Origin of the sequence: Leifsonia poae, from assembly GCF_050632865.1 — a bacterium.
Taxonomy (GTDB): domain Bacteria; phylum Actinomycetota; class Actinomycetes; order Actinomycetales; family Microbacteriaceae; genus Leifsonia; species Leifsonia poae_B.
Window position 1 is genome coordinate 17,024 of the sequence record NZ_JBODSA010000001.1, and the last position, 24,248, is coordinate 41,271.

The following is a 24,248-nucleotide window of genomic DNA, read 5'->3' on the forward strand; positions in this document are numbered from 1 at the left end:
CAGACAGTTCATAGGTTCCGCAAAGACAGCATCCAATCGCCTCCTCATAATGAGAAAGGTGACCATCAACACGCGCGCCGCCTCCGGCCCCTCCAGCCAGCCCCGCTCCGTCCTGCGCCGCGCGGATGGCAGCTCCATCCGGGTGCTCGTCGTGGACGACGAGTCGACCTTGACCGATCTGCTCGCGATGGCCCTCCACTACGAGGACTGGGACGTCAAGACCGCGTCGAACGGGCAGCAGGCGCTGCAGCTCTCGCGCGAGTTCAAGCCCGACGTCGTGGTGCTCGACATCATGCTCCCCGACATCGACGGGCTGCAAGTGCTGTCCCGGATGCGCGCCGACGGCAACGAGGCGCCGGTGCTGTTCCTCACCGCGAAGGACTCGCTGGACGACCGCATCGCCGGACTCACCGCGGGCGGCGACGACTACGTCACCAAGCCGTTCAGTCTGGAGGAGCTGGTCGCCCGCCTGCGCGGGCTGCTGCGCCGGTCGCGCGCCGCGGTCGCCGACCAGGACGACCCGGTGCTCATCGTCGGCGACCTCGTGCTCGACGAGGACAGCTACGAGGTGCACCGCGACGGCGAGCCCATCCAGCTCACCGCGACCGAGTTCGAGCTGCTGCGCTTCCTCATGCGCAATCCGCGCCGCGTGCTCAGCAAGGCGCAGATCCTCGATCGCGTGTGGAGCTACGACTTCGGCGGCTCCTCCAGCGTGGTCGAGCTGTACATCTCTTATCTGCGCAAGAAGATCGACGCCGGGCGCGCGCCCATGATCCACACGGTCCGCGGCGCCGGGTACATGGTGAAGGCCGCCCAATGACCTCGGCCCGCGAGGCGGGCGCCCCGACCGGAGGTGCGGGCCGACGGCTCCCGCGCCTCCGCCCCTTCCGCTCCTGGACACTGCGCAGCCGCGTCGTGCTCGTCGTCGTCGCGATGCTCGCCGTGCTCGGCGCCGTGATCGGGACCGTCAGCGTCTTCGCCCTGCAGAACTACCTCATGCAACGGCTGGACGGGCAGCTCACCTCCGCGCTCGAGCGCGGTCAGCACGCGGCTGACCGCATCTACGGTGACCAACCGACAGGGCCCGACGTGATCGGCATCGTGCAGACGCCCGGCCAGCAGACGGGCACGTTCGGCGTGATCCGCAGCGGCGAGATGCTGCTCTATCCGGTCATCCTCTCCGAGCGCCCGAAGACCACCTCGCCCGACCAGCCGGTCGCGCCCCAGCGCGTGCCGATCGCGACGACCGCACTGCTGTCGCTGCCCTCCGACGGCCATCCCCGCACCATCGACCTCGGGCCGACGCTCGGCGAGTACCGGGTGGCCGCCGTCGATCTGACCAACGGCGACAGCGTCATCATCGGCCTCCCCCTGAGCGACGTGAACGCGACCGTGTCCCGCCTCACCCTGGTGATCGTCCTGGTCACCCTTGCAGGACTCGTCTTCGCCTTCCTCCTTGCGAGCGTCGTGGTGCGCCTGGCCATGCGGCCCCTCGAGCGGGTCGCCGGGACCGCCGAGCAGGTCTCGAAGCTGCCGCTCGACCGCGGCGACGTCGCGCTCGCCGTGCGCGTGCCCGAGGCCGATACCGACGAGCACACCGAGGTCGGCCGGGTGGGGTCGGCGTTCAACCGGATGCTCGGCCACGTCGCCTCCGCGCTGACCGCGCGCCAGGCGAGCGAGCAGAAGGTGCGCCGGTTCGTCGCGGACGCCAGCCACGAGCTCCGCACGCCGCTCGCGTCCATTCGCGGCTACGCCGAGCTGACCCGCCGCTCGCCGCACGAGCTCCCGTCCGACGTCACGCACTCGCTCGGGCGGATCGAGTCCGAGGCGACCCGGATGACGTCGCTCGTCGAAGACCTCCTGCTCCTCGCCCGCCTCGACGAGGGCCGCGAGCTCGACCGCGACCCCGTCGACCTGACGTTGCTGCTGGTGGACGCGCTCAGCGACGCTCACGCGGCGGGACCCGGCCACGAGTGGGTGCTGGACCTGCCGGAGGAGCCGGTCGAGGTGGTCGGCGACGCCCCGCGTCTGCACCAGGTGCTCATGAACCTGCTCGCGAACGCTCGCGTCCACACGCCGGAGGGCACGAAGGTGACCGCCGGGCTGCGGGCCGAGGGCGACCGTGCGGTCGTGACGGTCGCCGACGACGGCCCCGGCATCCCGGAGGAGCTGCAGGCGTCGCTGTTCGAGCGGTTCGCCCGCGGCGACAGCTCGCGCAACCGGGCCACCGGATCCACTGGGCTCGGCCTCGCGATCGTGCAGGCCGTGGTGCAGGCGCACGGGGGAGAGGTGACGGTGGTGAGCGAGCCCGGCAGCACCGTGTTCACCGTCACGCTGCCGCTCGCGCCGGCCGATTCGTCCGCCGATTTGCTAACGGCGGCGCCCATCCCGTAACCTGTACGGAGCCAAAGACCGCTGGTCGTCGTGCATGCACGACCGAAGATCCACTCAGGTGGGCGCCCGCGCAGGTGTGTGAAGCAAAATCCGCAAGTCTCTTGCGTGTCCAGCTCCGTGCGTCTGCGCCGGAGCTTTTTCTTTGCCCAGGGGCCTCTGGTCGGCACACCGCTCCCGCGGTGTGCGACGAAGAAGATTGAGGAGTAGGCCATGGCGAACAAGGAAGCCACGGTTGCCGAGCTCGAAGGACTGTTCGAGAGCTCGACCGCCGTTCTGCTGACCGAGTACCGCGGTCTCACTGTTGCTCAGCTCAAGACGCTGCGCAAGTCCATCAGTGAGCACGCGACGTACGCCGTGGTGAAGAACACGCTGACCAAGATCGCGGCCAACAACAAGGGCATCTCGTCGTTCGACGAAGAGCTCGCTGGTCCGTCCGCGATCGCCTTCGTGCACGGTGACCCGGTCGCCGTCGCGAAGTCGCTGCGTGACTTCGCCAAGGCAAACCCTCTGCTGGTGGTCAAGGGCGGTTACTTCGACGGTAACCCGCTGACCGCAGAAGAGGTAGGCAAGCTCGCCGACCTCGAGTCCCGTGAGGTTCTGCTGGCCAAGCTGGCCGGCGCCTTCAAGGCCTCGCTGTTCGGAGCCGCATATCTGTTCAACGCACCGCTGTCGAAGGCCGTTCGCACGGTCGACGCGCTGCGTGAGAAGCAGGAGTCCGCTGCGTAGTGTTCTCGGGGGTTTTGGCCCCCGGGACCTGCAAGCGGTGAGTAACCACACACACTAAGGAGAAAATCATGGCAAAGCTGTCGACTGACGAGCTGCTCGACGCGTTCAAGGAGCTCACGCTCATTGAGCTGAGCGAGTTCGTGAAGAAGTTCGAGGAGACCTTCGAGGTCACCGCCGCCGCCCCCGTCGCCGTGGCCGCCCCGGCCGCCGGTGGTGCGGGCGCCGCTGCCGAAGAGGTCGAGGAGAAGGACTCCTTCGACGTCGTCCTCGAGGCCGCCGGTGACAAGAAGATCCAGGTCATCAAGGAGGTGCGCGCCCTCACCAGCCTCGGCCTCGGTGAGGCGAAGGCCCTCGTCGATGGCGCGCCGAGCACCGTGCTCGAGGGCGCCAACAAGGAGACCGCCGACAAGGCGAAGGCCCAGCTCGAAGAGGCTGGCGCCACCGTCACCCTCAAGTAATTCGCGCCCCTCGGGGCTCTTCTTACTGGGCTGACAGGCTCGCTACGCGACGCGGACTCCTCCTCATAGAGAGTGTCCGCGTTGTGGAGGGCGTCGCCCCCGACAACGGGGCGACGCCCTCCGTGCGTTAAGCGACGTGCGGACGCGGATGCTCATCCATCCATCGCGTCCGATCGCGCCTGCCAGCGTGCATCGGTGTGCAAGGACGCACAACCGGAAGAAGAAGCACCGAATGAATACGAGTTCCTGGCGTACCTACGCCGCCCACCTGCGCGACTTCGGTCACGCGATGCTCCACGGGGACGACCGCGACAGCGGCTGCCACCCGCCGGATCTCTGCCGCAGGACCCTCCTCTGGGATCGGTACCTGCGGTAACCCCCGGAAGCGCCCTCGGCCTGTGGCCGGGGGCGCTTCGTCATGGAGGCGGATGTCTCACGGACGTCGTCGGTATCGCAGGAGGAGGCACCCCCGGAGCGCTCCGATTCGATGAGTTCGAAGTGCTGGAGGTCGCCGTCGTCTCCGAACAGCCTCTTGCCGCCGCCGGCAAGACTCGGAGCGAGGACGAGCCTGAGCTCGTCCACGAGGTGCGCTGCGAGCAGTGCGCGGGCCAGCGACAGGCTGCCGTGGATTCCGATGTCGGCGCCTGGCTGTCGCTTGAGTGCGGCGACGAACGCGGCCGCGTCTTCGGCGACGGGCGTGGACTGCGTCCAATCGAGGTCCAGCGGCGAAGAGGTGAAGACGTATTTCGGTGTTGCATTGATGAAGTCGGCGAAGGGCTGGACCTGTGCGGTGGGCCAGTACGGCGCCCATTTCTCGTAGGTGCGACGACCGAGCAGCACCGCATCCTGCGTCGCGATCGTCTCGGCGAGGAAATCACCGAGCTTCGTCCCCGTGTCCACCAGCCACTGGCCTTCGCCCGGGTCGTCGGCGAAGCCGTCGAGCGAAATCAGCTCATAGAGCACGACGCGTCGGGTGGCGGGTGCGGTGTCAGTCACTGTGGTCTCCTCCGTTCGCGACCCCGATGTGGGGTTCTGCCCGGAAGCTACTGCTCGGACCGACCTCCCGTCTTGTACAGCAACGACAACGGGGTCTCATCCTCGGAGCGGTCGGCGAGTTCCGTTGCGGATGGGCCGATGAATCGGCGGAGTGAACGCGCCAGATGCGGCTGATCGAAGTATCCGGCTTCGTGCGCGACCGTCGCGGGCGGTCTTCCCTCGCTGAGTTGGACGGCGGCGTCGTTCGCTCGCTCGATCTGAATCACGGTGCGTTTCGGAAGGCCGACGGCTGCGAGGTAGCGTCGCTGACGTGTCCGATCGGTTACGGAAATACCCTCGATATCGGTGAGGACGACCGAGCCCCTTCGGACGAGGAGGGCGACGAACTCCTCCGCGTCGGCGAACTGAGGTATCTGGACCCGCTCGCCCAGCAGATCGAACCATCTCCCGTCGGTCGGGAGCTCGACGAAGCGGTCGACGAGAAGCGGCGCCGGCAGCGCGGTCAGGGTTGCTCCGAGCGCCAGCCGCACCCCGAGGAATTCCGCGCCGGCCGGAACGGGGCTCTCGACGCCCGGGACTCGGGCCCCTGAACGCCGGCGTGAACGCCGTTCCGGTCTTCCCAGAAGACGAAGTCCCAGTGCGCCCGAGCGACCGACGTCATCGCCGTCGTATCGGTGCTCCGGCTCCGCCAGACCCGTTCGATCGACGGCGAATCGGATGACCGGTGCTCGAACTCGAGGCCCACCCGTCTCCCCTTCCGAGTGAACGGCAGTGTGGCCTGGAGTCTACGAGATGAATCCGAGGGCGCGACAGCCTACGCTGATCCCGTGACCGAGCCCGACGACGTGACCGAGACCCGGACCGCCTACGACATCGTCGCCGAGGACTACGCCGCGCTGCTGCGGGACGACCTGGCGGGCAGCGCGTACGATCGCGCGATGCTCGACCTCTTCGCGGAGCGGGTCGCGGGCAGCGGTGGCGGACTCGTCGGCGACCTGGGGTGCGGCCCCGGGCGGATCGCCGGTTACCTGGCCGAGCGGTGGATGGACGTGGTCGGCGTCGACCTCTCGCCCGGGATGGTCGAGGTCGCCCGACGGGACCATCCGGGCCTGCGGTTCGAGGTCGGGTCGATGTCCGCGCTGCCGTTCCGCGACGGGGAGCTCGCCGGCGCGCTCGCGTGGTACTCGATCATCCACACTCCCGACGAGCGACAGGATGCGCTGTTCGTGGAGTTCGCGCGGGTGACACGGCCGGGCGGGGCGCTGCTGCTCGCGTTCCAGGCGGGGGAGGACGTGGTGCACCTGACCCACGCCTACGGTCACGACATCGACCTGCGTACGCGCCGGCAGAATCCAGAGCGGGTGAAGCGCCGGCTGGCCGACGCCGGCTTCGGGCCCGCGGCCGAGTTCATCACCCAGCCCGTCCCGCCGCAGAAGTCGCCTCAGGCGTACGTTCTCGCCATTCGACAAACATAGTCAAGCTATATATAATTGTCTCATGCCCGAGACACCCGAACTCCACCAGATCCTCGGCGACCTCGTCGTCGCCGCCCACCGTCTCACCCGCCTCGCCGCCCGCGTCACCGGCAGCACCGAGTCGCCCGCGACCTGGCGCACGCTCAGCGTCCTGCAGACCAGCGGTCCCATGCGCCTCGGCGAGCTCGCCACGCAGAGCCGCGTCTCGCAACCCACGATGACCAAGATCGTCCGCAACCTCGTCGACGCCGAGTGGGTGAAGCGCATCGCCGACACCGACGACGCCCGCGCCTGGCAGATCGCCGTCACCGGCAAGGGGGCCCGTGCCCTGCAGGAGTGGCGCGACGAGCTGTCCGCCGCCCTCGTGCCGATGTTCTCCGACCTCAGCGACGACGAGCTCGCCGCCATGCGGTCCACCGTCCAGATCATCGGGTCGCGCGTCGACCTGTCCGCCGCCGCCTCCGCCGCGCTCGCCGGCACCCGCTGATTCCCATACCGGACACCTCACAACCCAAGGAGCCGACACCCCTCCATGTCGCATGAACGCCCCACCAGCATCCTGAAGCAGCCCACCGCCGTATGGGCCGTCGCCTTCGCCTCCGTCATCGCCTTCATGGGCATCGGGCTCGTCGACCCGATCCTCCCGGCGATCGCGAAGAGCCTGCAGGCGACGCCGACCCAGACCGAGATGCTGTTCACCAGCTACCTCCTCATCACCGGCGCCGCCATGTTCTTCACGAGCTGGATCTCCAGCCGCATCGGCGCGAAGAAGACGCTGCTGATCGGCCTCGCCCTGATCGTCGTGTTCGCGCTGGCCGCGGGGCTGTCGCAGAACGTGGAGTCGATCATCGGATTCCGCGCAGGCTGGGGCCTCGGCAACGCGCTCTTCATCTCCACCGCGCTCGCGACCATCGTCGGGGCGGCCTCGGGCGGCACCTCATCGGCGATCATCCTGTACGAGGCGGCTCTCGGACTCGGCATCGCCATCGGTCCGCTGCTCGGCGGACTGCTGGGCAGCTGGAGCTGGCGCGGACCGTTCTTCGGCACCGCGACCCTCATGGCGATCGGCTTCATCGCGATCGTCTCGCTCCTCAAGAACAACGCCGAGAAGCCGCAGCCGACGAAGCTCTCCGCGCCGTTCCGCGCGCTCGGCCGTCCGGCGCTCGGCTTCCTCGCCGGCGCCGCCCTGTTCTATAACATCGGCTTCTTCGTGCTCCTGGCCTACACGCCGTTCGCGCTGGTGCCGCTGGGTGTCGAGGACGCGATCAGCCTCGGCCTCATCTTCTTCGGCTGGGGCGTCGCGCTCGCCGTCACCTCGGTCTGGGTCGCTCCGCTCCTCACCGCGCGGATGCCGCGCACGCGCGTCCTCTGGCTGGTCATGCCGCTCCTCGCGCTCGACCTCCTCGCGGCCGGGCTGCTGGTCGGCTCGCTGGTCGCTCTCATCGTCTGCGTGATCGTCGGCGGCCTGCTGCTCGGCATCCTGAACACGGTGCTGACCGAGTGCGTGATGGAGGCCACGGACCTGCCGCGCGCTGTCGCGTCCAGCGCCTACTCGGGCGTCCGCTTCCTCGGCGGCGCGGTGGCCCCGCCCGCGGCGACGCTGCTCGCCGACACGGTCAGCCGCTCGATGCCGTTCTACGCCGGCGCCATCTCGGTGCTCATCGCGGCCGCGCTCATCGTGATCGGCCACAAGCACCTGAAGCGCGTGGACGCCCCGCACGAGACCGCGCAGCAGGAGGCCGAAGTCCTGGCTCTCGCCGACGCGGACTGACGCCGACGGACCGAGCGGGAACGTTCCCACTTGTTCGAAGAGCCGCCCTGTACGAAGCAGAGCGGCTCTTCCCGTCATGTGGGCCCCGAAAGCCCGACGGGCGACCCCATCAGCACACCGTGCCTACCCGAAAGGCGCGCTCTGCCGGATGATCGCGCATCCATTGTCTCAGACCGTGGGAGCGTTTCCGGCCAGAGCGGCGATTCCGCTCATCCGCGCGCGGCGGGCGGAGCCGTGGACGACCGCACGACGAGGCTCACGGGGGAGCGGATCGAGGCGGTCCGCGGCTCGGCGCCCGCGAGCTCGTCGAGCAGGATGCGCGCGGCTGTCGCGCCCTGTTCGAACGGGTCCTGCGCCATGGTGGTGAGCCCGAAACCGGCCGCGTAGTCGTGGTCGTCGATGCCGATGACCGACAGGTCCTCCGGCACCCGCAGGCCGTGGTCGCCGGCGGCGAGGATGGCGCCGAACGCCATCTCGTCCGAGCCGGCGAAAACCGCAGTCGGCCGCGGACCGGGACGATCGAGCAGGCTGTTCATGGCCGCACGGCTCTCCGGCAGGGTGAACCCGCCCGGGATGATCCACTCCGGCCGCACCGGCAGGCCGGCGTCCTGCATCGCGTTGCGGAATCCGTGCAGCCGACCGATCGGCACCTGGCTGTTCAGGCCCTCCTCGTCCTCGCCGCCCAGGTGGGCGATGGCGGTGTGGCCGAGCGAGATGAGGTGCGACGTCGCCGTGTAGGCGGTCGACGGCTCGTCGATGCCGACGCTGCGCAGGCCCTTCACCGGGCCGCCGACGACGATCGTGGGGTGCCCGAGCGTCGCCAGCTGCTCCCGCTCCTCCGTGGTGAAGTCGAGGCAGAGCGCGAGCAGCGCGTCCGTCCGCTTGCGCAGGATGCTGCGGTGGAACACCCGCTCCCGGTCGCCGCGGTGACCGCCGAGGTTGAACAGGATCATGTCGTAGCTCGCCGAGCGTAGCTCGGCATCCACGCCTTCCAGCACCTGCGTGTAGAACCAGCGGCTCACCGACGGTACGACGACGCCCATGGCCAGTGTGCGTCCGCTCGCGAGCCCGGACGCGCTCGACGACGCGACGTAGCCGAGCTCGTCCGCGGCGCGCCGCACGGCCGCCCGCGTCTTGTCCGACACGTTCGGGAGCCCGCGCAGCGCCCGCGAGACGGTGGCCGTCGAGACGCCGGTCGCGCGCGCGACCTCCTCGATCCCCGCCATCGTGGACATCCGATCAGGAGTGCTGGTGCGCGCGCTGCCGCTCCTCGGCCTCCTGCCGCCGCGCGATGATGCGGCGGCGCAGCTGCAGGAGGCCGACGAAGGCGAGCACGAGCACCAGCAGGGTGATCGCCCAGCCCAGCGCGGGCTGACCGGTCAGCTCGCACCAGATGGTGATCCCGAGGAAGACGACCCCGAAGAACCCGACGAAGCCGAGTCCGACGTCGACCGTCTCGCGCGAGTCGTTCCAGCGCATGGGATCAGCCCTTCACGCCGCCGGCCGTCAGACCCGCGACGATGCGGCGCTGGAAGATCAGCACCAGGATGATCAGCGGCACGACCACGATGGTGCCCGCCGCCATGATGGCGGTGTAGGGCTCCTGGTGCGGCTGCGTTCCCGTGAAGGAGGCGATGGCCACGGTGACGGGCTGCGTCCGGTCGCTCGACAGCTGGCTGGAGATCAGGAACTCGTTCCAGGACGAGATGAACGCCAGGATCGCGGTCGTGAACACGGCCGGGGCCGCCAGCGGCAGGATCACCTTGCGGAACGCCTGCGACTGCGTGCAGCCGTCGATGCGGGCCGCCTCCTCGAGGTCCCACGGCATCTCGCGGAAGAACGACGTCAGCGTGTACACCGTCAGCGGGAGCGCGAACGAGATCTCCGGGATGATCAGCGCCTGGTAGGTGCCCATCCACCCGATGTTCGTGAACAGCTGGAACAGCGGGGTGATGAGCGCGACGCCCGGGAACATCGACGCCGCCAGGATCACGCCGAGCACGACGCCCTTGAACTTGAAGTCCAGGCGGGCGAGCGCGTACGACGCGAAGATGCCGACGACGAGGGAGATGACCGTCACGCAGATGCCGATGAACAGCGAGTTCAGCAGCGCTCCCGGCAGGTTGTTGCCGAGCTGCGTGGACAGGGCGGTCGCGTAGTTGTCCCAGGTGAAGTGGGTGAACCACGGGGTGTTGTCGAACGTGTAGCCGACGTCGCGGAACGACGTGACGACCATCCAGTAGAACGGCAGCAGGCACCACAGGACGATGACGATCGCCTGGATCCCGGTGCGGGCGCTCTGGTTGCGACGACGTCGCACCGCGGTGCGCCGCTTCGTCGTGGTGCGGGGGAGGCTGTTCGCCTCGGTCGTGGCCGCTGCGGGCCCGGCGACGGCGGTCATCCCTTCGCTCCCTTCTGCTGGTCCTCCTGCGTTCGGACGACGTTCGTGCCCAATATCCGCACGAAGATGAACGCGATCAGGAAGATGATGATGAACGTGATGGTCGACAGGGCCGCTGCGCTGTTGAAGCCTTGCCTGATCTGGTCGACCACCAGGATCGACAGCGTGGTCGTCGCATGGCCGGTACCGCCGCCGCCGCCGGTGAGGATCTGCGGCAGGTCGTAGATGCGGAGCGCGTCGAGCACGCGGAACAGGATGGCGACCATCAGGGCCGGCTTGAGCAGCGGCATGGTGACGCGCCAGAAGCGCTGCCAGGTGCTCGCGCCGTCCATCTTCGCCGCCTCGTAGACGTCCTCCGGGATGAGCTGGAGACCGGCCAGGATGAGCAGCGCCATGAACGGCGTGGTCTTCCAGGTGTCGGCGATGATGACCGCCCAGCGGGAGGCCCACTCGTCGGAGGTCCACAGGATGCGGGCGCCGATCAGGGCGTTGGCGACACCGGCGACCGAGAAGATGAAGAACCACAGCTTCGCGGTGACGGCGGTCGGGATGGCCCACGGAATGAGGATCGCCGCGCGGACGAAGCCGCGGCCACGGAAGGCGCGGTTCATGATGAGCGCGAACCAGAGGCCGAGCAGGGTCTCGAAGATCACCGTGGTCACCGTGAAGAAGAAGGTGACGAAGACCGAGCTCCAGAAGGCGGAGCCGAGGTTGCCGGGCGGGCAGGAGATGGTGGTCCCGTTCGGGCCGGCGCACTGCTGGAACAGCCAGTGGGCGTAGTTCTCGAAGCCCGCGAAGCCGCCCTGCACGAACAGGCCCGTCGCCGGGTCGAGGCCGGCGTCCTTCTGGAAGGACATGACGATCGCCTGGACGACCGGGTAGCCGATGACGATGGCCAGGAGGACCAGCGTCGGAAGGATCAGGTAAAGGGCCCAGCGGCTCTGCTGGCGGCGGTTGTGCTTGACGCCGGCGCGGACGGGCTTCTTGCCGCCGGTGCCGGTCTGAGTCGATGAGGGGGCGACGACGTTCGACGTTGACATGTGTGCCTCCGGAGGGAGTCTCTAGTGGGTGTGGAGCCGGGCGGCGGGAGAGTTCCCGCCGCCCGGCGACCGATTCAGGCCGGGATCAACCGGCGCTGGCGGTCTGGATGGCCGACTCCATGTCCTTCAGAGCCTGGTCGACCGTCTTGTCGCCCTTCAGTGCTGCGTACGCGTTGTCCTGGACGGCCTTGGTGATGGCCGGGTAGAACGGCGACACGGGACGCGGGACCGCGTTCTCGATCGACGTCTTCAGGGTGGACAGGTACGGCAGCTGGCTGTTCAGCGCCGCGTCGTCGTACAGCGACGACACGACCGGGGCCAGCGAGCCCTGCGTCACGAAGAACTTCTGCGTCTCCTCGCTCTGCAGGAACTTCAGGAACTCGAACGCGGTGGCCTTGTGCTTGGAGTACACGCTGATCGCCGCGTTGTGACCGCCCAGGCTGGAGACGCCCGGCTTGCCCGACTCGACGCCCGGCAGCGGCGCGATCCCGAAGGTGTCCTTCACGGTCGACGAGCCGTCGGTCTTGGCCAGGTTGTACACGTACGGCCAGTTGCGCAGGAACATCAGCTTGCCGGCCTCGAACGCCTGGCGGCCCTGCTCCTCCTGGTAGGTGATGGCCTCAGCCGGGATCTGCCCGTTCTTGAAGCCGTCCACCAGGCGGGTCAGACCGGCCTTGGCCTCGGGGCTGTTGACCGTGACCTTCTTGCCGTCCTCGCCGACGATGGTGCCGCCGTTGGTGTTGATCGCCTCGGCGACGTTCACGGTCAGGCCCTCGTACTGGGCGAACTGGCCGGCGTAGCAGCCGATGCCCTTCGCCTTGGCGATGTCGCAGTCCTTCAGCATCTCATCCCACGTCTTCGGCGGGGTGGGGACCAGGTCCTTGCGGTAGTACAGGATGCCGCCGTCCGAGGTCTGCGGCGCCGCGTACTGCGTGCCGTTGTAGGTGCCCGACTTGACCGTCGGCTCCAGCAGGGCCGAGTTGTCCATCTTGAACTTGCCGGTCAGCGGCTGGAGCCAGCCCTTCGCGGCGAACTCGCCGGTCCACACCACGTCGACATCGACGACGTCGTAGTTGGAGTCCTTGGCCTGGAAGTGCTGCACGAGGTCGTCGTGCTGCTGGTCGGCCTGGTCGGTCTGCTCCTTGAAGGTGACCTTCTCGTCCGGGTGGGCCTTGTTCCACTTCTCGATCAGCGGGCGGACGACGTTCGAGTTGTCCTTGCCCTGCACGTAGGTGATCGGGCCCTTGCTGTCAGTGCCGGAGTTGGCGTCGCCGCCCCCGCTTCCCGAACCGCCACCGGTGCATCCGGCCAGTGTGAGACCCACCAGGGCCACACCGGCGATCACGGAGAGACGTGCTGCTTTCATTTCACTCCTCGTTGAGCTCTTGGTGCGAGCGCGGGTGCGCCCGGCCCAGAGCGTACCCCGCCGTTCGCTGGTCATGCAAGCGTTTACGTCAAGCGCTTGCATCACGGTTCCGTCACGGAGGGCTCGGGCCTCCCTACGCCCTCGGCGTAAGAGCCGGGCCGACGGCCGTCCCGACGTTACGCTGATCCCATGAGCGTGATGGGCCAGATTGCCGCGGGGGGCGGCGGCGGTGGCGGCCGCAGGCGGGTCAGCGGCGGGGACGCGGATGCGCAGCGCGCGCTGAACGCGGAGGCGCCCAAGATCCCGCACCTGTTCCGCCGCATCGTCGAGCTGTTCGCCTCTCACCGCATGGCCATCATCCTGACCATGGTGCTGGTGCTCGCGGGAGCGGCGCTGACGGTCATTCCGCCGCTGCTGACCGAGCGCGCGTTCGATGAGGGGCTGTTCCCGAAGTCCGGCCAGCCCAACATCCCGGTGCTGGTCGAGATCGTCGTGCTCATGCTCGTCGTCTACGTCGTGTCCGCCTTGCTCGGCGTGTGGCAGACGTACCTGACGTCGTCGGTCGGCAACAAGGTGATGGGCGCTCTGCGGGTGCGGCTGTTCTCCCATCTGCAATCGATGGAGCTCAGCTTCTTCACCCACACCAAGACCGGCATCATCCAGTCGCGGCTGCAGGACGACGTCGGCGGGGTCGCCAACGTCCTGACCAACACGATGTCGAGCATCCTGGGCAACACCGTCACCGTCATCGCGGCGCTGGTCGCGATGCTGCTGCTGAACTGGCAGCTGACCATCGTCGCGGTGGTGCTGATGCCCATCCTGGTCATAGCGCAGCGGCGCGTCGGCCAGGTGCGCGCCCGGATCGCGACCAAGACGCAGGAGTCGCTGTCGGACATGACGGCGATCACCCAGGAGACGCTGAGCGTGTCCGGCATCCTGCTGTCGAAGAGCTTCAACCGTCAGCAGACGGAGGAGGAGCGTTACGCGGACGAGAACCGCAACCAGATCCGGCTGCAGGTGTCGCAGGCGATGAGCGGTCAGTGGTTCTTCGCGATGGTGAATATCTTCCTGTCGTCGATCCCCGCGATCGTCTACCTCGTCTCGGGGTGGCTGATCGCGGGAGGGTCGGCGGACATCACGGCCGGAACGATCGTCGCCTTCACCACGGTGCAGGCGCGGTTGCTCTTCCCGCTGCTCGCGCTGATGCGGGTCGCGCTCGACCTGCAGACGTCCGGCGCGCTGTTCGCCCGCATCTTCGAGTACCTGGACCTCAAGCCCGCGATCGCCGACCGGCCGGATGCGGCACCCGTCGACCCCGCACGCGACCTCGGGCGGATCGAGTTCGACCACGTCGTCTTCCGCTACCCGGATTCCCGCGAGGGCGAGCGCAACACCCTCGACGACGTGTCGTTCGTCATCCAGCCAGGGGAGTTCGCCGCGTTCGTCGGCCCGAGCGGCGCCGGCAAGACGACCGTCTCGTACCTGATCCCGCGCTTCTACGACGCGACCAGCGGCCGCGTCTGCTTCGGCGACACCGACGTGCGCGACCTCCAGCAGGAATCGCTCGTCTCGCACATCGGCGTGGTGAGCCAGGAGACGTACCTGTTCCACGCCACCATCGCGGACAACCTCCGCTACGCCCGCCCCGGCGCCTCGCAGGAGGAGATCGAGGATGCGGCCCGGCGGGCGAACATCCACGAGACGATCGTGGGGTTCCCCGACGGCTACGACACCGTGGTGGGCGAGCGCGGCTATCGGCTCTCCGGCGGGGAGAAGCAGAGGATCGCCATCGCGCGCGTGCTGCTGAAGGACCCGGAAGTGCTCATCCTGGATGAGGCCACGAGCGCGCTCGACACCATCTCGGAGCGGGTGGTGCAGCAGGCGCTGGACACCGCATCCAGCGGCCGCACCACGATCGCGATCGCGCACCGGCTGTCGACGATCGTGTCGGCCGATGTGATCTTCGTCATCGACCACGGTCATGTCGTGGAGCAGGGCACGCACCGCGAACTGCTCGAGCTCGGCGGCGTGTACTCGCGGTTGTACCGCGAGCAGACCGAGGGCGCGCTGCTCGAGGAGTAGCGCCCGGACAGCACCACCCCGCTCCATCACGACGAGAGGACGGCCCGTGCCGACGATCACCGAACTGCTCTCCGCCAACCTGCACGACGTCTTCGGCAACCGCGATGCCGCGTCCCGCCGTGAGGCGATCGAGCGCACCTACGCCGAAGACGTCGTGTTCACCGACCCCGAGGAGGAGGTGCGCGGCTGGAACGCTCTGGAGGCGAAGGCCGCCGGCCTCCTCGACGGGGCGCCGGCCGAGTTCGCCTTCGCCGAGGTCGGTCCGGTCTACGTGGGCGCGACCTCCGGCGCACTGGCCTGGACCTTCGGACCCGCGGGTGCGCCGGTCGCGCGGGGGTGGACGTGATCGAGGTCCGCGACGGTCGCATCGTCTCGCTCCTGACCCTGCTCGCGGAGGGCTGACACCCTCCTTCCGCCGGTTCCGCCGCAGAGTTAGACTGGGCTAACTTTCGCGGAAGGAGCCGGGATGACCGTCGACGTCGCCGAGCGGCCGTCCCGCGCCGCTCCTGCGCGTCTGCTCCTTCTGCTCGGCCCGGCCTTCGTCGCCGCGATCGCGTACGTCGATCCAGGCAACGTCGCCGCGAACCTGACCGCCGGCGCGCGCTACGGATACCTGCTGGTCTGGGTGCTCGTCGCCGCGAACGCGATCGCGGTGTTCGTGCAGTACCAGTCGGCGAAGCTCGGCATCGTGACCGGCCGCAGCATCCCCGAGCTCCTGGGTGCGCGGCTCGGGACCGTCGGCCGCCGCGCGTACTGGGTGCAGGCGGAGCTCGTCGCCGCCGCGACCGACATCGCCGAGGTGATCGGCGGCGCGATCGCGCTGAACCTGCTGTTCGGCCTGCCGCTGCCGCTCGGCGGCCTCATCGTCGGCGTGGTGGCGCTCGGCATCCTGTCCATCCAGTCCCGTCGCGGGCAGCGGCCCTTCGAGGCGGTCATCGTCGGCCTGCTGGCCGTGATCGCGGTCGGCTTCCTCGCCGGTTTGTTCGTCAGCCCGGTCGACTGGGGTGCGGCGGCCGCCGGCCTGGTGCCGCGCTTCGACGGCGCCGAGACGGTGCTGCTGGCGGCGAGCATGCTCGGGGCCACGGTCATGCCGCACGCCATCTACCTCCACTCCGCGCTCGCGCGGGACCGGCACGGCGCGTCCGGGGACGCGGGCCGCATCCGGACGCTGCTCAAGGCGACGCGGCTGGATGTGGTGTTTGCCTTGATCGTCGCGGGCGCGGTCAACATCGCGATGCTGCTGGTGGCGGCGTCGTCGCTTCGCGGGGTGGCCGGGACGGATACCATCCAGGGCGCGCACGCCGCGATCTCCTCGGCGCTGGGGCCGGCGATCGGGGTCGTCTTCGCGATCGGCCTCCTCGCGTCCGGCCTCGCGTCGGCGTCGGTCGGCAGCTACGCGGGCGCGACGATCATGGGCGGGCTGCTGAAGGTGCGCGTGCCGCTGCTTGCACGGCGGGTGGTGACGCTGGTCCCCGCCGTCGTCATCCTGGCCGTCGGGGTGGACCCGACCTGGGCACTGGTGCTGTCACAGGTGTTCCTGAGCCTGGGCATCCCGTTCGCGATGATCCCGCTGCTGCGGCTGACCGGGTCGCGAGCGATCATGGGGGACGCGGTGGACCGGGTGTGGGTGCGCGTGCTCGGGGGCGCGGTCGCGGGGGCGGTGGTGGTGCTGAACCTGGTGCTGGTGGTGTTGACGGTTACGCGGGGGTAGCCGCGACCCACAGCGCCGCAGCGGCTGCCGCGCCGAGCAGGACGGTCGCGTCGCCCACACGTACCGGCACCTCGTCTCCGTCCCGGGCCGCCTCCACCGTGAGCACCGTGTCCAGCCCGACCTTCAGCTCCGCCAGCTGCCGCAACACCGCCGGGTCGGCGTCCGAGATGCGCACCACCGCGACCGCCGCCCCTACCGGCGCCGACAGCAGCGGCACCGCGTCCGGGCGCCGGGGCGTCCCGTCCGCCGTGGGGATGGGGTCGCCGTGCGGGTCGCGGTCGGGGTAGCCGAGGCGGCGGTCCAGGCGGTCGATCAGGCCGTCGGAGACCGCGTGCTCCAGCACCTCCGCCTCGTCGTGCACCTCGTCCCAGCCGTAGCCCAGCTCCTCGACCAGGAAGGTCTCGATCAGGCGGTGGCGGCGGACCATCGCGACCGCGTGGCGGCGGCCCGCGTCCGTCAGCTCCACGCCGCCGTAGCGTTCGTGCGCCACCAGGCCCTGCTCGCTCAGGCGGCGGATGCCGTCCGACACCGTCGCCGCGCGGACGCCCATCCGCTCCGACAGCTGCTTCACCGTGACCGGTTCGTCCGACCATTCCGTCGCGGACCAGATGATCTTCAGGTAGTCCTGGGCGACGGACGACAGGTCGGACACGGGCATGCACCGATGATAGGGCGGCCGTCACACGCTCGTCCCGCACGCGGCCCGCTGTTAAGGTTGGTCGGGTGAAGTACGCAGAGACCATTACAGACTTGGTCGGCGACACCCCGCTCGTGAAGCTCAACAGGCTGACCGACGGGATCGCGGCGACGGTGCTCGTCAAACTCGAGTACCTGAACCCCGGAGGTTCGTCGAAGGACCGCATCGCCTCCCGCATCATCGACGCTGCGGAGAAGGACGGGCTCCTGAAGCCCGGCGGGACCATCGTGGAGCCGACGAGCGGCAACACCGGCGTCGGACTCGCCCTCGTCGCGCAGCAGCGCGGCTACCGGTGCGTGTTCGTCTGCCCCGACAAGGTCGGCGAGGACAAGATCAACGTCCTCACCGCCTACGGTGCGGAGGTGGTGGTGACGCCGACGTCGGTGCCGCCGGACCATCCCGACTCCTATTACTCCGTCTCCGACCGCCTGGCCGCCGAGATCCCGGGCGCGTTCAAGCCCAACCAGTACTTCAACCCGAACGGGCCGCGCAGCCACTACGAGACCACCGGTCCGGAGATCTGGCGCGACACCGACGGGCGCGTCACGCACCTGGTCGCGGGCGTCGGCACCGGCGGCACCATCACGGGCACCGGACGCTACCTCAAGGAGGTCTCCGAAGGCGGCGTCCGCATCATCGGCGCCGACCCGGAGGGGTCCGTCTACTCAGGCGGCACCGGCCGTCCCTACCTCGTCGAGGGCGTGGGCGAGGACTTCTGGCCGGGCGCCTACGACCCGTCCGTCGTCGACGAGGTGATCGCCGTCACCGACGCCGAGGCGTTCCGCATGACCCGTCGGCTCGCCCGCGAGGAGGGCATGCTCGTCGGCGGCTCCAGCGGCATGGCTGTCGTGGCCGCTCTCGAGGCGGCCAAGAGCCTCGGCCCGGACGACGTGGTCGTCGTGATCCTCCCCGACGGCGGCCGCGGCTACCTGGCGAAGATCTTCAACGACCGGTGGATGCAGTCCTACGGCTTCAGCGAGGTGCCCGACGAGTCCACGGTGCACGACATCGTCAAGACGAAGCGGGGCGACCTGCCCGACCTCGTGCACACGCACCCGTCCGAGACGGTGCGCGACGCCATCCAGACCATGAACACCTACGGCGTCTCGCAGCTCGTCGTCCTCACGGCCGAGCCGCCCGTGGTGATGGGCGAGGTCGCCGGCGCGCTCGACGAGCGGTCGCTGGTGGATGCGGTGTTCAGCGGGCATGCCGAGATGAGTGATTCGGTGGGCACGCACCTCGGCGAGCCGCTGCCGCTGATCGGCGTCAACGAGTCCGTCACCGCCGCCCGCGCCGCCCTCGCGCAGTCGAGCGCCCTGCTGGTGACCGACGGCGGCAAGCCGGTCGCGGTGCTCACGCGCCAGGACCTCCTCAACTACTTCAGCGACTGAACCACGAGAGATACGAGACATGACTGACGGCTTCGCCACGCGCGCCATCCACGAGGGTCAGGAGTTCGACCCGACCACCGGCGCCATCATCCCGCCCATCTACCAGACGTCGACGTTCGTCCAGGACGGCATCGGCGGGCTCCGCAACGGCTACGAGTACAGCCGCGGCGGCAACCCCACCCGCACGTCGCTCGAGACGCTGCTCGCGTCGCTCGAAGGCGGCGTCCGGGCGCTGTCCTTCGCGTCCGGTCTCGCCGCCGAGGACGCCCTGATCCGCGCCGCCCTGCGCCCCGGCGACCACATCGTGCTCGGCAACGACGCGTACGGCGGCACGCATCGCCTGATCGACCGCATCCACAGCGCGTGGGGCATCCGCAACACCACCGTCGACCTCACCGACCTGGATGCGGTGCGCACGGCGCTCGGCACCGACGGCACGCGGATGCTGTGGATCGAGACCCCGAGCAACCCGCTGATGAAGATCAGCGACATCGCGGCCCTGGTCGAGCTCGGCCACGCGGTCGGGGCGGTCGTCGTCGTGGACAACACGTTCGCCTCCCCGGCGCTGCAGCAGCCGCTGTCGTTCGGCGCGGACGTGGTGGTGCACTCGACCACCAAGTACCTCGGCGGCCACTCCGACGTGGTCGGCGGCGCACTGGTCTTCGCGGACGACGATCTCGCGGAGAAGACGCAGTTCATCCAGTTCGCGGCCGGTGCGGTCTCCGGCCCGATGGACGCGTGGCTCACCACGCGCGGCATCAAGACGCTGGCCGTGCGCGTCCGTCAGCACAGCTCCAACGCGCAGGCGATCGCGGAGGCGCTGGTCGGCCACGCGGGCGTCGAGGCGGTCTACTACCCGGGCCTGCCAGGCCACCCCGGCCACGAGCTGGCGAAGCGTCAAATGAGCGGCTTCGGCGGGATGCTCTCGGTGGCGCTCAGCGGGGAGCCCCTGCGGCTCGCCGGTTCGCGGAGTCGACGCGCGTGTTTCAGCTCGCGGAGTCGCTGGGCGGCGTCGAGTCGCTGATCGGCTACCCGTCGGAGATGACGCACGCGTCGGTCCGCGGCACGGCGCTCGAGGTGCCCGACAACATCGTCCGCCTGTCGGTCGGCATCGAGGATGTGGACGACCTGCTCGCGGATGTGGAGCAGGCGCTCGGTCGGTAGTCGGGGCTAGCCTCGGGCGCATGGACCAGCGCATCAGCCTCCTCACGCTCGGCGTCGCCGACCTCGCCCGTTCCCGCGCCTTCTACGAGGACGGGCTCGGCTGGCGGCCGGCGGACGCGCCCGAGGGCGTCGTGTTCTACCAGCTGCCCGGCATGGCCTTCGCCCTGTTCGGCCGCGACGACCTGGCCGAGGACCCACGCCTGCCCATCGACGGCACGTTCAGCGGCATCACGCTCGCCTGCAACCAGCGCAGCGAGGGGGACGTGGATGCGGTGCTCGCGCAGGCCGCCGCGGCCGGCGCGCGCATCCTGAAGCCGGCCGAGCGCGTGTTCTGGGGCGGCTATTCCGGGTACTTCGCGGACCCCGACGGCCATGTCTGGGAGGTCGCGTACAACCCGGGGTGGACGCTCGCCGAGGACGGCACGCTCACGATCGGGTGAGTGCGTCGCGCGCGGCGGCCAGGCGGTCGGCGAGCGGTGCGAGCCTGACCTTGGTCAGGTTCTCGCGGGCGACCCAGCGCGCGTCGGGATCGGCGGAGGTCGCCAGGCGCTCCAGGAGCGGGACGCCGTCGTCCGGGTCGGCCGCGGCGACGACGCTGACGGCGTAGCCGAGGGCCTTGCGGAGGACGCGCACGTCGGGGTCGCGGCGGTGGGGCGCCGGGACGGCGAGCAGCACGTCCACCGCCTCGGCCACGATCCGACAGGCATCGGCCGCATGTGCGGGGTCCCGCAGCAGCGGGGGTTCGGCGACGGCCGCCGCCGCTGCCCGCGCGAGCAACGGGTCGCGGCCAGCCCGCGATTCGTCACGAATGGTCGCGATTCGGCGCGAATCGCGACCATTCGTCACGAATCCGTCGGAGAGCCAGGCGCGCGCCTGCGCGAGGCCGCGGGGCCAGTCCGCGGCGAGCACACGCTGCAGGCCCGTCGCGGCGAGTTCCCGCACCCGCCAGCGCGCATCCCGCGCCGCCGAGGTGAGCAGGGCGTCCGCGTTCCGATCGGGCGCAGCCGCGAGCAGGGCGCCCGCGGCGAGGGCGGCCACGGCGGCGAGGTATTCGGCGCGCGGGTCCGGCTCCCCTGCGGGAAGGGCGAGCCACGCCGCCAGCGCGGCGCTCGCCGCGACCCGCTGCTCCGGAGGGGTGGCGCCGACACGGTCCGCGAACCGGTGCGCCAGCTCCAGGTTCGCACGCGGACCGGGCAGCCTGCTGCCGGCGACGAGCCGCTGCTCCAACCCGGCGTGATCGCCGCTGAGCGCGGCGTCCCAGAGGGTCGCGAACTCGTCGTCCGTCGGATCCGGGGCGGCCATGGCGCGAGTCTAGGGGCGCCTACCGGGCGCCGGCACGGGTCAGCTTGGGAGCGCCGCCGGGTACACGCGGGTGGCGCGCTCGAAGAAGCGCGGCGGCTCGGCGCTCGCCGCGATCGAGCCGTCGCGGTGGAGCGCCCGCAGGTCGGCGAAGAGTCCCGGAAGGCCGAGGGCGTGAAGTTCGTCGACCGAGATGCCTGGCACGCTCGCGATCAGGGTGCGGAGGCGATCACGGCCGGACGCGTCGCTGCGGTCGGTGAGCAGGGAGGCGTCGAACGGGATCCTGACGGCGGTGTCCCACATGGCGGCTCCTCGTGGTCGTTGCGAGCGGCGACGCGGTTTTGTTGCATCGCCGGATCAGTTATAGAGGAATATCCCGCGCTGACCAAATGGTATACGAGGTGATCCTGCGTCTCGGGCGTTGAGGCCGCAGAATGCGTGCGCGGCTCGACCGATCCGGGCACGGCATCCTCACAGGGAGAAGGGTATTGTCCGTGCGCAGCCCGGCACCGATAGTGGGAGGGTGAGGACTTTCGGGGTGGAGGAAGAGCTCCTTCTGGTCGACGCGCGCGGGGTGGCCTCTCCAGTGGCGCCGATGCTGCTCGCCGAGGCCCCCGCGGTCATCGACGGGCCCTCGGTCAGCGCGGAGATCCAGCAGGAGATGATCGAGACGCAGACCCGCCCGCAGCTGCTCACCAGCGAGCTGCTGCTCGACATCGTCGCGGGCCGAGAGCTCGCCGACGGCCTCGCGCAGCGCCACGGCGCGCGCGCGGTGGCCGTGGCGATGTCGCCGATGCGGCTGCGTCCCCACGTCACCGAGGACCCCGCTACGCGACCATGATCGAGCGCTACGGGCTGACCGCGCGGGGCACGCTGGTGTGCGGCTTCCACGTGCACGTCGGCATCGAGTCCCGCGAGGAGGGCGTCGCGGTGCTCGACCGGATCCGCACCTGGCTGCCGACCCTGCTGGCGCTCAGCGCCAACTCGCCGTTCTTCGGTGGCGCGGACACCGGCCACGCCAGCTACCGCTTCGTCGCCTGGCACCAGTGGCAGAGCGCCGGCCCGACGGACGTCTTCGGGTCCGTCGAGGCGTACGACCGCTTCGAGCGGTTCCTGGTCGACACGGGCGTCATCCTCGACACGGGGATGCTCTACCTGGATGCGCGGGTCTCGCGCAAGCATCCGACCGTCGAGGTGCGGGTCGCGGATGTCTGCCTGGACGCGCGGGACGCGGCCGTGATCGCGGCCATCGTCCGCGCGCTGGTCGACACCGCGGTCGCCGAGTGGCGCGCGGGTATCCCGCCGGCGGCGGTGCCGTCGGCGGCTCTGCGGCTCGCCGAATGGCAGGCGGCGCTGACCGGCGTGACCGGCTCGCTGCCGCATCCCGTCACCTGGCGGGAGGCGTCGGCGGTGGATGCGGTGGAAGCGCTCCTCGCCCACACCGCCGATGCGCTGGAGGCGAACGGCGACCTGGCCGTCGTCCGGCGCGGTGTCGCCCGCATCCACGCGACCGGGGGAGGGGCGGGCCGGCAGCGTGCCGCGTTCGGCCGCAGGGGCCGAATCCGCGACGTCGTCGGGCTCGCCGTCACGGCCACGCACGAGCAAGCGGAGGACGACGACCTGGACGTCGCGTGAGGCGCGCAACAGGGCGTCGCTGTCCCTTCCGTGTGCGCGGGATCGCGCATAGTCTGCGGTCATGACGGAGAGGGACCTCGCCCACCAGCACGCCGTCTACACCTACGGCTCGCTGCCGCTCACCCTGATGTACAGCCCGACCGCGACCGCCGCGTGGGAGGTCTACTACGGCGGCGAGTACCTGGGCCTGATCGAGGAGGTGCACAGCACCGGTGAGCTCTGGCCCGGGTTCGTGGCGCGCCTCCCCGGAGAGGAGGAGGCCGGCGAGGGGATCCCGGCGCGGGACTGGCGCGTGGCCGTCGAGATCCTGGCCGGGCGGGCCGGGCTCTGAAGCGGGTCAGCCGACGGTGCGCGACACCGGCATGCTGCCGAACCGTGTGACGTAGAGCCGGATGAACGTCTCCTCGTCCGGGAAGCCCCAGCGCGCCGCCACGACGGCGACCGGCTCGGGAATGCCGTCCTGGAGGTCGCGGTGCGCCGCGGTCAGGCGGACGCTCGCGAGGTACTGCAGCGGCGTGTACGGGAGGTGCATGTCGAACGCGCGTGCGAGCTCCGGCGTCGTCGTCCCCGCGGCCAGGGCGATGTCGTCGGCGGTGATCGGCAGGGATGCGTGCTCGTCGATGTAGGCGATGGCGCGCTTGAAGGCGCGGGCGCGAGCGGCGACGGTGGTCCGACGTGTCTCGTGGTCCCCGGCGAGCGGGAACGTCTCGAGCGTCGCGACCGCCAGTTGACGGTAGAGGGAGGCGCGCTGCAGCGGGTGGTCGAAGGCGCCGGTCTTCACCTGTCGCCAGGCGAGGTCGTGCACGGCACGCCAGTGCTCCGCGGCCTGCACGGAGACGGGCGTTGCGGAGAGGAACGTCGGCGCGAGCCGGTCCTCGCCGAAGGTCGCGCGGGCGGTTCGGGTGAGGCTGCGCACGTCGAAGGCCACGACCGTGACGTCGGCGCGGTCCATCCGTCCCTGGGCCCCGGTCTCGGGCTGGAACAGCGCGGGGGCTGCGGCGAGGTCGCCCTCCTCGTCTCCGACGCGCCAGCGGTAGGCGCCCCGGGCGAGTCCGACGGCGATGAACGGCAGATCGAACGACAGCGAGAGCTCGCCGCCGAAGCGGTGCCGCCCGAGCAGCATCCGTTCGTCGCCGCGCAGCTCCTCCGCATAGCTCAGGCCGCTCTCGCGCGCATCGGAGCCGAAGGAGACGTCCCCGTAGCCCCGGCGCAACAGCTCCTCGGCCGCGTCCGGATCGGATGCGGCGTCGCGGGACAGGAACGTGCCGGGCATGGGATCCTCGCCGAGCGCATTCTCACGGACGGCGCAGTCTCACGGACAACCGGGACGCTCTGGTCCGGAGTCTATGCCCCTTCCGCGCTCAGAACGCGAACTGGGACCATTCCTCGCGCGCGAGAGCCATCCGCTGGCCGCGCGAGTCGACGATCCACGACTCGGGCGTGCACGCCACGTAGGTGCAGAGCACGGTCTCGCTCGTCCAGCCGTCCGCCGAGCGGATCCAGCGGACGAGATGGACGTCCTGACCCGGTTTCGGAACGTTCCCGATCGGTGTGTCGAATGTGGTCACGCTGCACCCCTCCCCTTGTGCGGCCTGTCTACGACAGACCCTAGCGGGGTACAGGACCGGGGGACAAGAGGTGC

The 24,248-nt window shown here is 69.9% G+C and carries 25 protein-coding genes and 2 pseudogenes; 15 read left to right on the forward strand and 12 right to left on the reverse strand.

The window, feature by feature from the left end; translation table 11 throughout:
• The first annotated feature begins 49 nt into the window (after positions 1 to 49).
• The 4 genes from ACRAWB_RS00095 to rplL all read left to right on the forward strand — a co-directional run bounded on the left by ACRAWB_RS00095 (position 50) and on the right by rplL (position 3,578).
• On the forward strand, positions 50 to 820 hold the full coding sequence (locus ACRAWB_RS00095) for a response regulator transcription factor (protein ID WP_431351506.1): 771 nt from the start codon (positions 50 to 52) through the stop codon (positions 818 to 820).
• Entirely contained in the window at positions 817 to 2,394 is a 1,578-nt protein-coding gene (locus tag ACRAWB_RS00100) for a sensor histidine kinase (RefSeq protein WP_431351507.1), read from the forward strand. The genes ACRAWB_RS00095 and ACRAWB_RS00100 overlap by 4 nt, the downstream gene beginning before the upstream one ends.
• 210 nt (positions 2,395 to 2,604) lie before the next feature.
• Complete coding sequence (rplJ, locus tag ACRAWB_RS00105; protein WP_064110996.1) at positions 2,605 to 3,120, forward strand: 50S ribosomal protein L10; 516 nt, start codon at positions 2,605 to 2,607, stop codon at positions 3,118 to 3,120.
• Positions 3,121 to 3,188: 68 nt separating this feature from the next.
• Positions 3,189 to 3,578, forward strand: coding sequence for a 50S ribosomal protein L7/L12 (rplL, locus tag ACRAWB_RS00110; protein WP_064110997.1), 390 nt, complete (start codon positions 3,189 to 3,191; stop codon positions 3,576 to 3,578).
• A 282-nt stretch (positions 3,579 to 3,860) separates the two neighbouring features.
• Here rplL and ACRAWB_RS00115 read toward each other — a convergent pair whose 3' ends face one another.
• Together ACRAWB_RS00115 and ACRAWB_RS00120 are read right to left on the reverse strand one after the other, a co-directional pair.
• A complete protein-coding gene (locus tag ACRAWB_RS00115; RefSeq protein ID WP_431351508.1) occupies positions 3,861 to 4,574 on the reverse strand; it encodes a dihydrofolate reductase family protein in 714 nt (237 codons plus the stop codon).
• A 47-nt stretch (positions 4,575 to 4,621) separates the two neighbouring features.
• The gene (locus ACRAWB_RS00120) at positions 4,622 to 5,104 is read right to left on the reverse strand and encodes a hypothetical protein (protein WP_431351509.1); all 483 of its coding nucleotides are present in this window, start codon (positions 5,102 to 5,104) and stop codon (positions 4,622 to 4,624) included.
• 297 nt (positions 5,105 to 5,401) lie between these two features.
• Here ACRAWB_RS00120 and ACRAWB_RS00125 point away from each other — a divergent pair, with 297 nt between their 5' ends.
• Genes ACRAWB_RS00125 through ACRAWB_RS00135 form a run of 3 tightly spaced genes read left to right on the forward strand, consistent with a single transcriptional unit; the run spans position 5,402 to position 7,820 of the window.
• The gene (locus tag ACRAWB_RS00125) at positions 5,402 to 6,049 is read left to right on the forward strand and encodes a class I SAM-dependent DNA methyltransferase (RefSeq protein WP_431351510.1); all 648 of its coding nucleotides are present in this window, start codon (positions 5,402 to 5,404) and stop codon (positions 6,047 to 6,049) included.
• A 22-nt stretch (positions 6,050 to 6,071) separates the two neighbouring features.
• Positions 6,072 to 6,536: a MarR family winged helix-turn-helix transcriptional regulator gene (locus ACRAWB_RS00130; RefSeq protein WP_431351511.1), complete on the forward strand. Its 465-nt coding sequence runs from the start codon at positions 6,072 to 6,074 to the stop codon at positions 6,534 to 6,536.
• A 45-nt stretch (positions 6,537 to 6,581) separates the two neighbouring features.
• Entirely contained in the window at positions 6,582 to 7,820 is a 1,239-nt protein-coding gene (locus ACRAWB_RS00135; RefSeq protein ID WP_431351512.1) for an MFS transporter, read from the forward strand.
• 209 nt (positions 7,821 to 8,029) lie between these two features.
• On the opposite strand, the gene ACRAWB_RS00140 is transcribed toward ACRAWB_RS00135, so the two are convergent.
• The 5 genes from ACRAWB_RS00140 to ACRAWB_RS00160 all read right to left on the reverse strand — a co-directional run bounded on the left by ACRAWB_RS00140 (position 8,030) and on the right by ACRAWB_RS00160 (position 12,627).
• Positions 8,030 to 9,046: a LacI family DNA-binding transcriptional regulator gene (locus ACRAWB_RS00140; RefSeq protein WP_431351513.1), complete on the reverse strand. Its 1,017-nt coding sequence runs from the start codon at positions 9,044 to 9,046 to the stop codon at positions 8,030 to 8,032.
• A 13-nt stretch (positions 9,047 to 9,059) separates the two neighbouring features.
• Entirely contained in the window at positions 9,060 to 9,299 is a 240-nt protein-coding gene (locus ACRAWB_RS00145; RefSeq protein ID WP_431351514.1) for a hypothetical protein, read from the reverse strand.
• 4 nt (positions 9,300 to 9,303) lie between these two features.
• Positions 9,304 to 10,221: a carbohydrate ABC transporter permease gene (locus ACRAWB_RS00150; protein WP_431351515.1), complete on the reverse strand. Its 918-nt coding sequence runs from the start codon at positions 10,219 to 10,221 to the stop codon at positions 9,304 to 9,306.
• On the reverse strand, positions 10,218 to 11,261 hold the full coding sequence (locus ACRAWB_RS00155) for a carbohydrate ABC transporter permease (protein WP_431351516.1): 1,044 nt from the start codon (positions 11,259 to 11,261) through the stop codon (positions 10,218 to 10,220). Before ACRAWB_RS00155 ends, ACRAWB_RS00150 begins: the two co-directional genes overlap by 4 nt.
• Before the next feature lie 85 nt (positions 11,262 to 11,346).
• Positions 11,347 to 12,627: an ABC transporter substrate-binding protein gene (locus ACRAWB_RS00160; RefSeq protein ID WP_431351517.1), complete on the reverse strand. Its 1,281-nt coding sequence runs from the start codon at positions 12,625 to 12,627 to the stop codon at positions 11,347 to 11,349.
• Between the two features lie 198 nt (positions 12,628 to 12,825).
• On the opposite strand from ACRAWB_RS00160, the gene ACRAWB_RS00165 reads away from it, so the two are divergent.
• The 3 genes from ACRAWB_RS00165 to ACRAWB_RS00175 all read left to right on the forward strand — a co-directional run bounded on the left by ACRAWB_RS00165 (position 12,826) and on the right by ACRAWB_RS00175 (position 16,420).
• Complete coding sequence (locus ACRAWB_RS00165) at positions 12,826 to 14,709, forward strand: ABC transporter ATP-binding protein (RefSeq protein ID WP_431352680.1); 1,884 nt, start codon at positions 12,826 to 12,828, stop codon at positions 14,707 to 14,709.
• Between the two features lie 46 nt (positions 14,710 to 14,755).
• Positions 14,756 to 15,055 (forward strand): nuclear transport factor 2 family protein, encoded by a 300-nt coding sequence (locus ACRAWB_RS00170; protein ID WP_431351518.1) that lies wholly within the window; start codon positions 14,756 to 14,758, stop codon positions 15,053 to 15,055.
• A 120-nt stretch (positions 15,056 to 15,175) separates the two neighbouring features.
• Positions 15,176 to 16,420 (forward strand): Nramp family divalent metal transporter, encoded by a 1,245-nt coding sequence (locus ACRAWB_RS00175; RefSeq protein ID WP_431351519.1) that lies wholly within the window; start codon positions 15,176 to 15,178, stop codon positions 16,418 to 16,420.
• Here the strand turns inward: ACRAWB_RS00175 and ACRAWB_RS00180 are convergent.
• Positions 16,407 to 17,078 (reverse strand): metal-dependent transcriptional regulator, encoded by a 672-nt coding sequence (locus ACRAWB_RS00180; RefSeq protein ID WP_431351520.1) that lies wholly within the window; start codon positions 17,076 to 17,078, stop codon positions 16,407 to 16,409. The two genes, ACRAWB_RS00175 and ACRAWB_RS00180, sit on opposite strands and share 14 nt — an antisense overlap.
• A 65-nt stretch (positions 17,079 to 17,143) precedes the next feature.
• Between ACRAWB_RS00180 and ACRAWB_RS00185 the strand changes: the two genes are divergently transcribed.
• The 3 genes and pseudogenes from ACRAWB_RS00185 (at position 17,144) to ACRAWB_RS00195 (ending at position 20,112) form a co-directional block, all read left to right on the forward strand.
• Positions 17,144 to 18,508 (forward strand): cystathionine beta-synthase, encoded by a 1,365-nt coding sequence (locus tag ACRAWB_RS00185; protein ID WP_431351521.1) that lies wholly within the window; start codon positions 17,144 to 17,146, stop codon positions 18,506 to 18,508.
• Between the two features lie 19 nt (positions 18,509 to 18,527).
• Positions 18,528 to 19,672, forward strand: a pseudogene (locus tag ACRAWB_RS00190) (cystathionine gamma-synthase).
• Positions 19,673 to 19,692: 20 nt separating this feature from the next.
• Positions 19,693 to 20,112 (forward strand): VOC family protein, encoded by a 420-nt coding sequence (locus ACRAWB_RS00195; protein ID WP_431351522.1) that lies wholly within the window; start codon positions 19,693 to 19,695, stop codon positions 20,110 to 20,112.
• On the opposite strand, the gene ACRAWB_RS00200 is transcribed toward ACRAWB_RS00195, so the two are convergent.
• Together ACRAWB_RS00200 and ACRAWB_RS00205 are read right to left on the reverse strand one after the other, a co-directional pair.
• The gene (locus ACRAWB_RS00200) at positions 20,099 to 20,974 is read right to left on the reverse strand and encodes a hypothetical protein (RefSeq protein ID WP_431351523.1); all 876 of its coding nucleotides are present in this window, start codon (positions 20,972 to 20,974) and stop codon (positions 20,099 to 20,101) included. The genes ACRAWB_RS00195 and ACRAWB_RS00200 overlap by 14 nt on opposite strands.
• A gap of 39 nt (positions 20,975 to 21,013) precedes the next feature.
• Entirely contained in the window at positions 21,014 to 21,274 is a 261-nt protein-coding gene (locus tag ACRAWB_RS00205; RefSeq protein WP_431351524.1) for a hypothetical protein, read from the reverse strand.
• A gap of 283 nt (positions 21,275 to 21,557) precedes the next feature.
• Between ACRAWB_RS00205 and ACRAWB_RS00210 the strand changes: the two are divergent.
• Together ACRAWB_RS00210 and ACRAWB_RS00215 are read left to right on the forward strand one after the other, a co-directional pair.
• Positions 21,558 to 22,606: pseudogene (locus ACRAWB_RS00210) on the forward strand (glutamate--cysteine ligase).
• A gap of 61 nt (positions 22,607 to 22,667) precedes the next feature.
• Positions 22,668 to 22,937: a hypothetical protein gene (locus ACRAWB_RS00215; RefSeq protein WP_431351525.1), complete on the forward strand. Its 270-nt coding sequence runs from the start codon at positions 22,668 to 22,670 to the stop codon at positions 22,935 to 22,937.
• 6 nt (positions 22,938 to 22,943) lie between these two features.
• Here ACRAWB_RS00215 and ACRAWB_RS00220 read toward each other — a convergent pair whose 3' ends face one another.
• Positions 22,944 to 23,879 carry a helix-turn-helix domain-containing protein gene (locus ACRAWB_RS00220; RefSeq protein WP_431351526.1) on the reverse strand — a complete coding sequence of 312 codons (936 nt, stop codon included), beginning with the start codon at positions 23,877 to 23,879 and terminating at the stop codon, positions 22,944 to 22,946.
• A gap of 88 nt (positions 23,880 to 23,967) precedes the next feature.
• Positions 23,968 to 24,174 carry a hypothetical protein gene (locus ACRAWB_RS00225; protein ID WP_431351527.1) on the reverse strand — a complete coding sequence of 69 codons (207 nt, stop codon included), beginning with the start codon at positions 24,172 to 24,174 and terminating at the stop codon, positions 23,968 to 23,970.
• Positions 24,175 to 24,248: the final 74 nt, after the last annotated feature.

Coding starts and splice junctions, on each gene's coding strand:
- ACRAWB_RS00145 (WP_431351514.1), bottom strand. CDS start 9,299: ATGCGCTGGAACGACTCGCGCGAGACGGTCGACGTCGGACTCGGCTTC.
- ACRAWB_RS00215 (WP_431351525.1), top strand. CDS start 22,668: ATGACGGAGAGGGACCTCGCCCACCAGCACGCCGTCTACACCTACGGC.
- ACRAWB_RS00100 (WP_431351507.1), top strand. CDS start 817: ATGACCTCGGCCCGCGAGGCGGGCGCCCCGACCGGAGGTGCGGGCCGA.
- ACRAWB_RS00205 (WP_431351524.1), bottom strand. CDS start 21,274: ATGTGGGACACCGCCGTCAGGATCCCGTTCGACGCCTCCCTGCTCACC.
- rplJ (WP_064110996.1), top strand. CDS start 2,605: ATGGCGAACAAGGAAGCCACGGTTGCCGAGCTCGAAGGACTGTTCGAG.
- ACRAWB_RS00180 (WP_431351520.1), bottom strand. CDS start 17,078: ATGCCCGTGTCCGACCTGTCGTCCGTCGCCCAGGACTACCTGAAGATC.
- ACRAWB_RS00165 (WP_431352680.1), top strand. CDS start 12,826: ATGGGCCAGATTGCCGCGGGGGGCGGCGGCGGTGGCGGCCGCAGGCGG.
- ACRAWB_RS00150 (WP_431351515.1), bottom strand. CDS start 10,221: ATGACCGCCGTCGCCGGGCCCGCAGCGGCCACGACCGAGGCGAACAGC.
- ACRAWB_RS00160 (WP_431351517.1), bottom strand. CDS start 12,627: ATGAAAGCAGCACGTCTCTCCGTGATCGCCGGTGTGGCCCTGGTGGGT.
- ACRAWB_RS00220 (WP_431351526.1), bottom strand. CDS start 23,879: ATGCCCGGCACGTTCCTGTCCCGCGACGCCGCATCCGATCCGGACGCG.
- ACRAWB_RS00200 (WP_431351523.1), bottom strand. CDS start 20,974: ATGGCCGCCCCGGATCCGACGGACGACGAGTTCGCGACCCTCTGGGAC.
- rplL (WP_064110997.1), top strand. CDS start 3,189: ATGGCAAAGCTGTCGACTGACGAGCTGCTCGACGCGTTCAAGGAGCTC.
- ACRAWB_RS00175 (WP_431351519.1), top strand. CDS start 15,176: ATGACCGTCGACGTCGCCGAGCGGCCGTCCCGCGCCGCTCCTGCGCGT.
- ACRAWB_RS00130 (WP_431351511.1), top strand. CDS start 6,072: ATGCCCGAGACACCCGAACTCCACCAGATCCTCGGCGACCTCGTCGTC.
- ACRAWB_RS00155 (WP_431351516.1), bottom strand. CDS start 11,261: ATGTCAACGTCGAACGTCGTCGCCCCCTCATCGACTCAGACCGGCACC.
- ACRAWB_RS00195 (WP_431351522.1), top strand. CDS start 19,693: ATGGACCAGCGCATCAGCCTCCTCACGCTCGGCGTCGCCGACCTCGCC.
- ACRAWB_RS00135 (WP_431351512.1), top strand. CDS start 6,582: ATGTCGCATGAACGCCCCACCAGCATCCTGAAGCAGCCCACCGCCGTA.
- ACRAWB_RS00095 (WP_431351506.1), top strand. CDS start 50: ATGAGAAAGGTGACCATCAACACGCGCGCCGCCTCCGGCCCCTCCAGC.
- ACRAWB_RS00140 (WP_431351513.1), bottom strand. CDS start 9,046: ATGGCGGGGATCGAGGAGGTCGCGCGCGCGACCGGCGTCTCGACGGCC.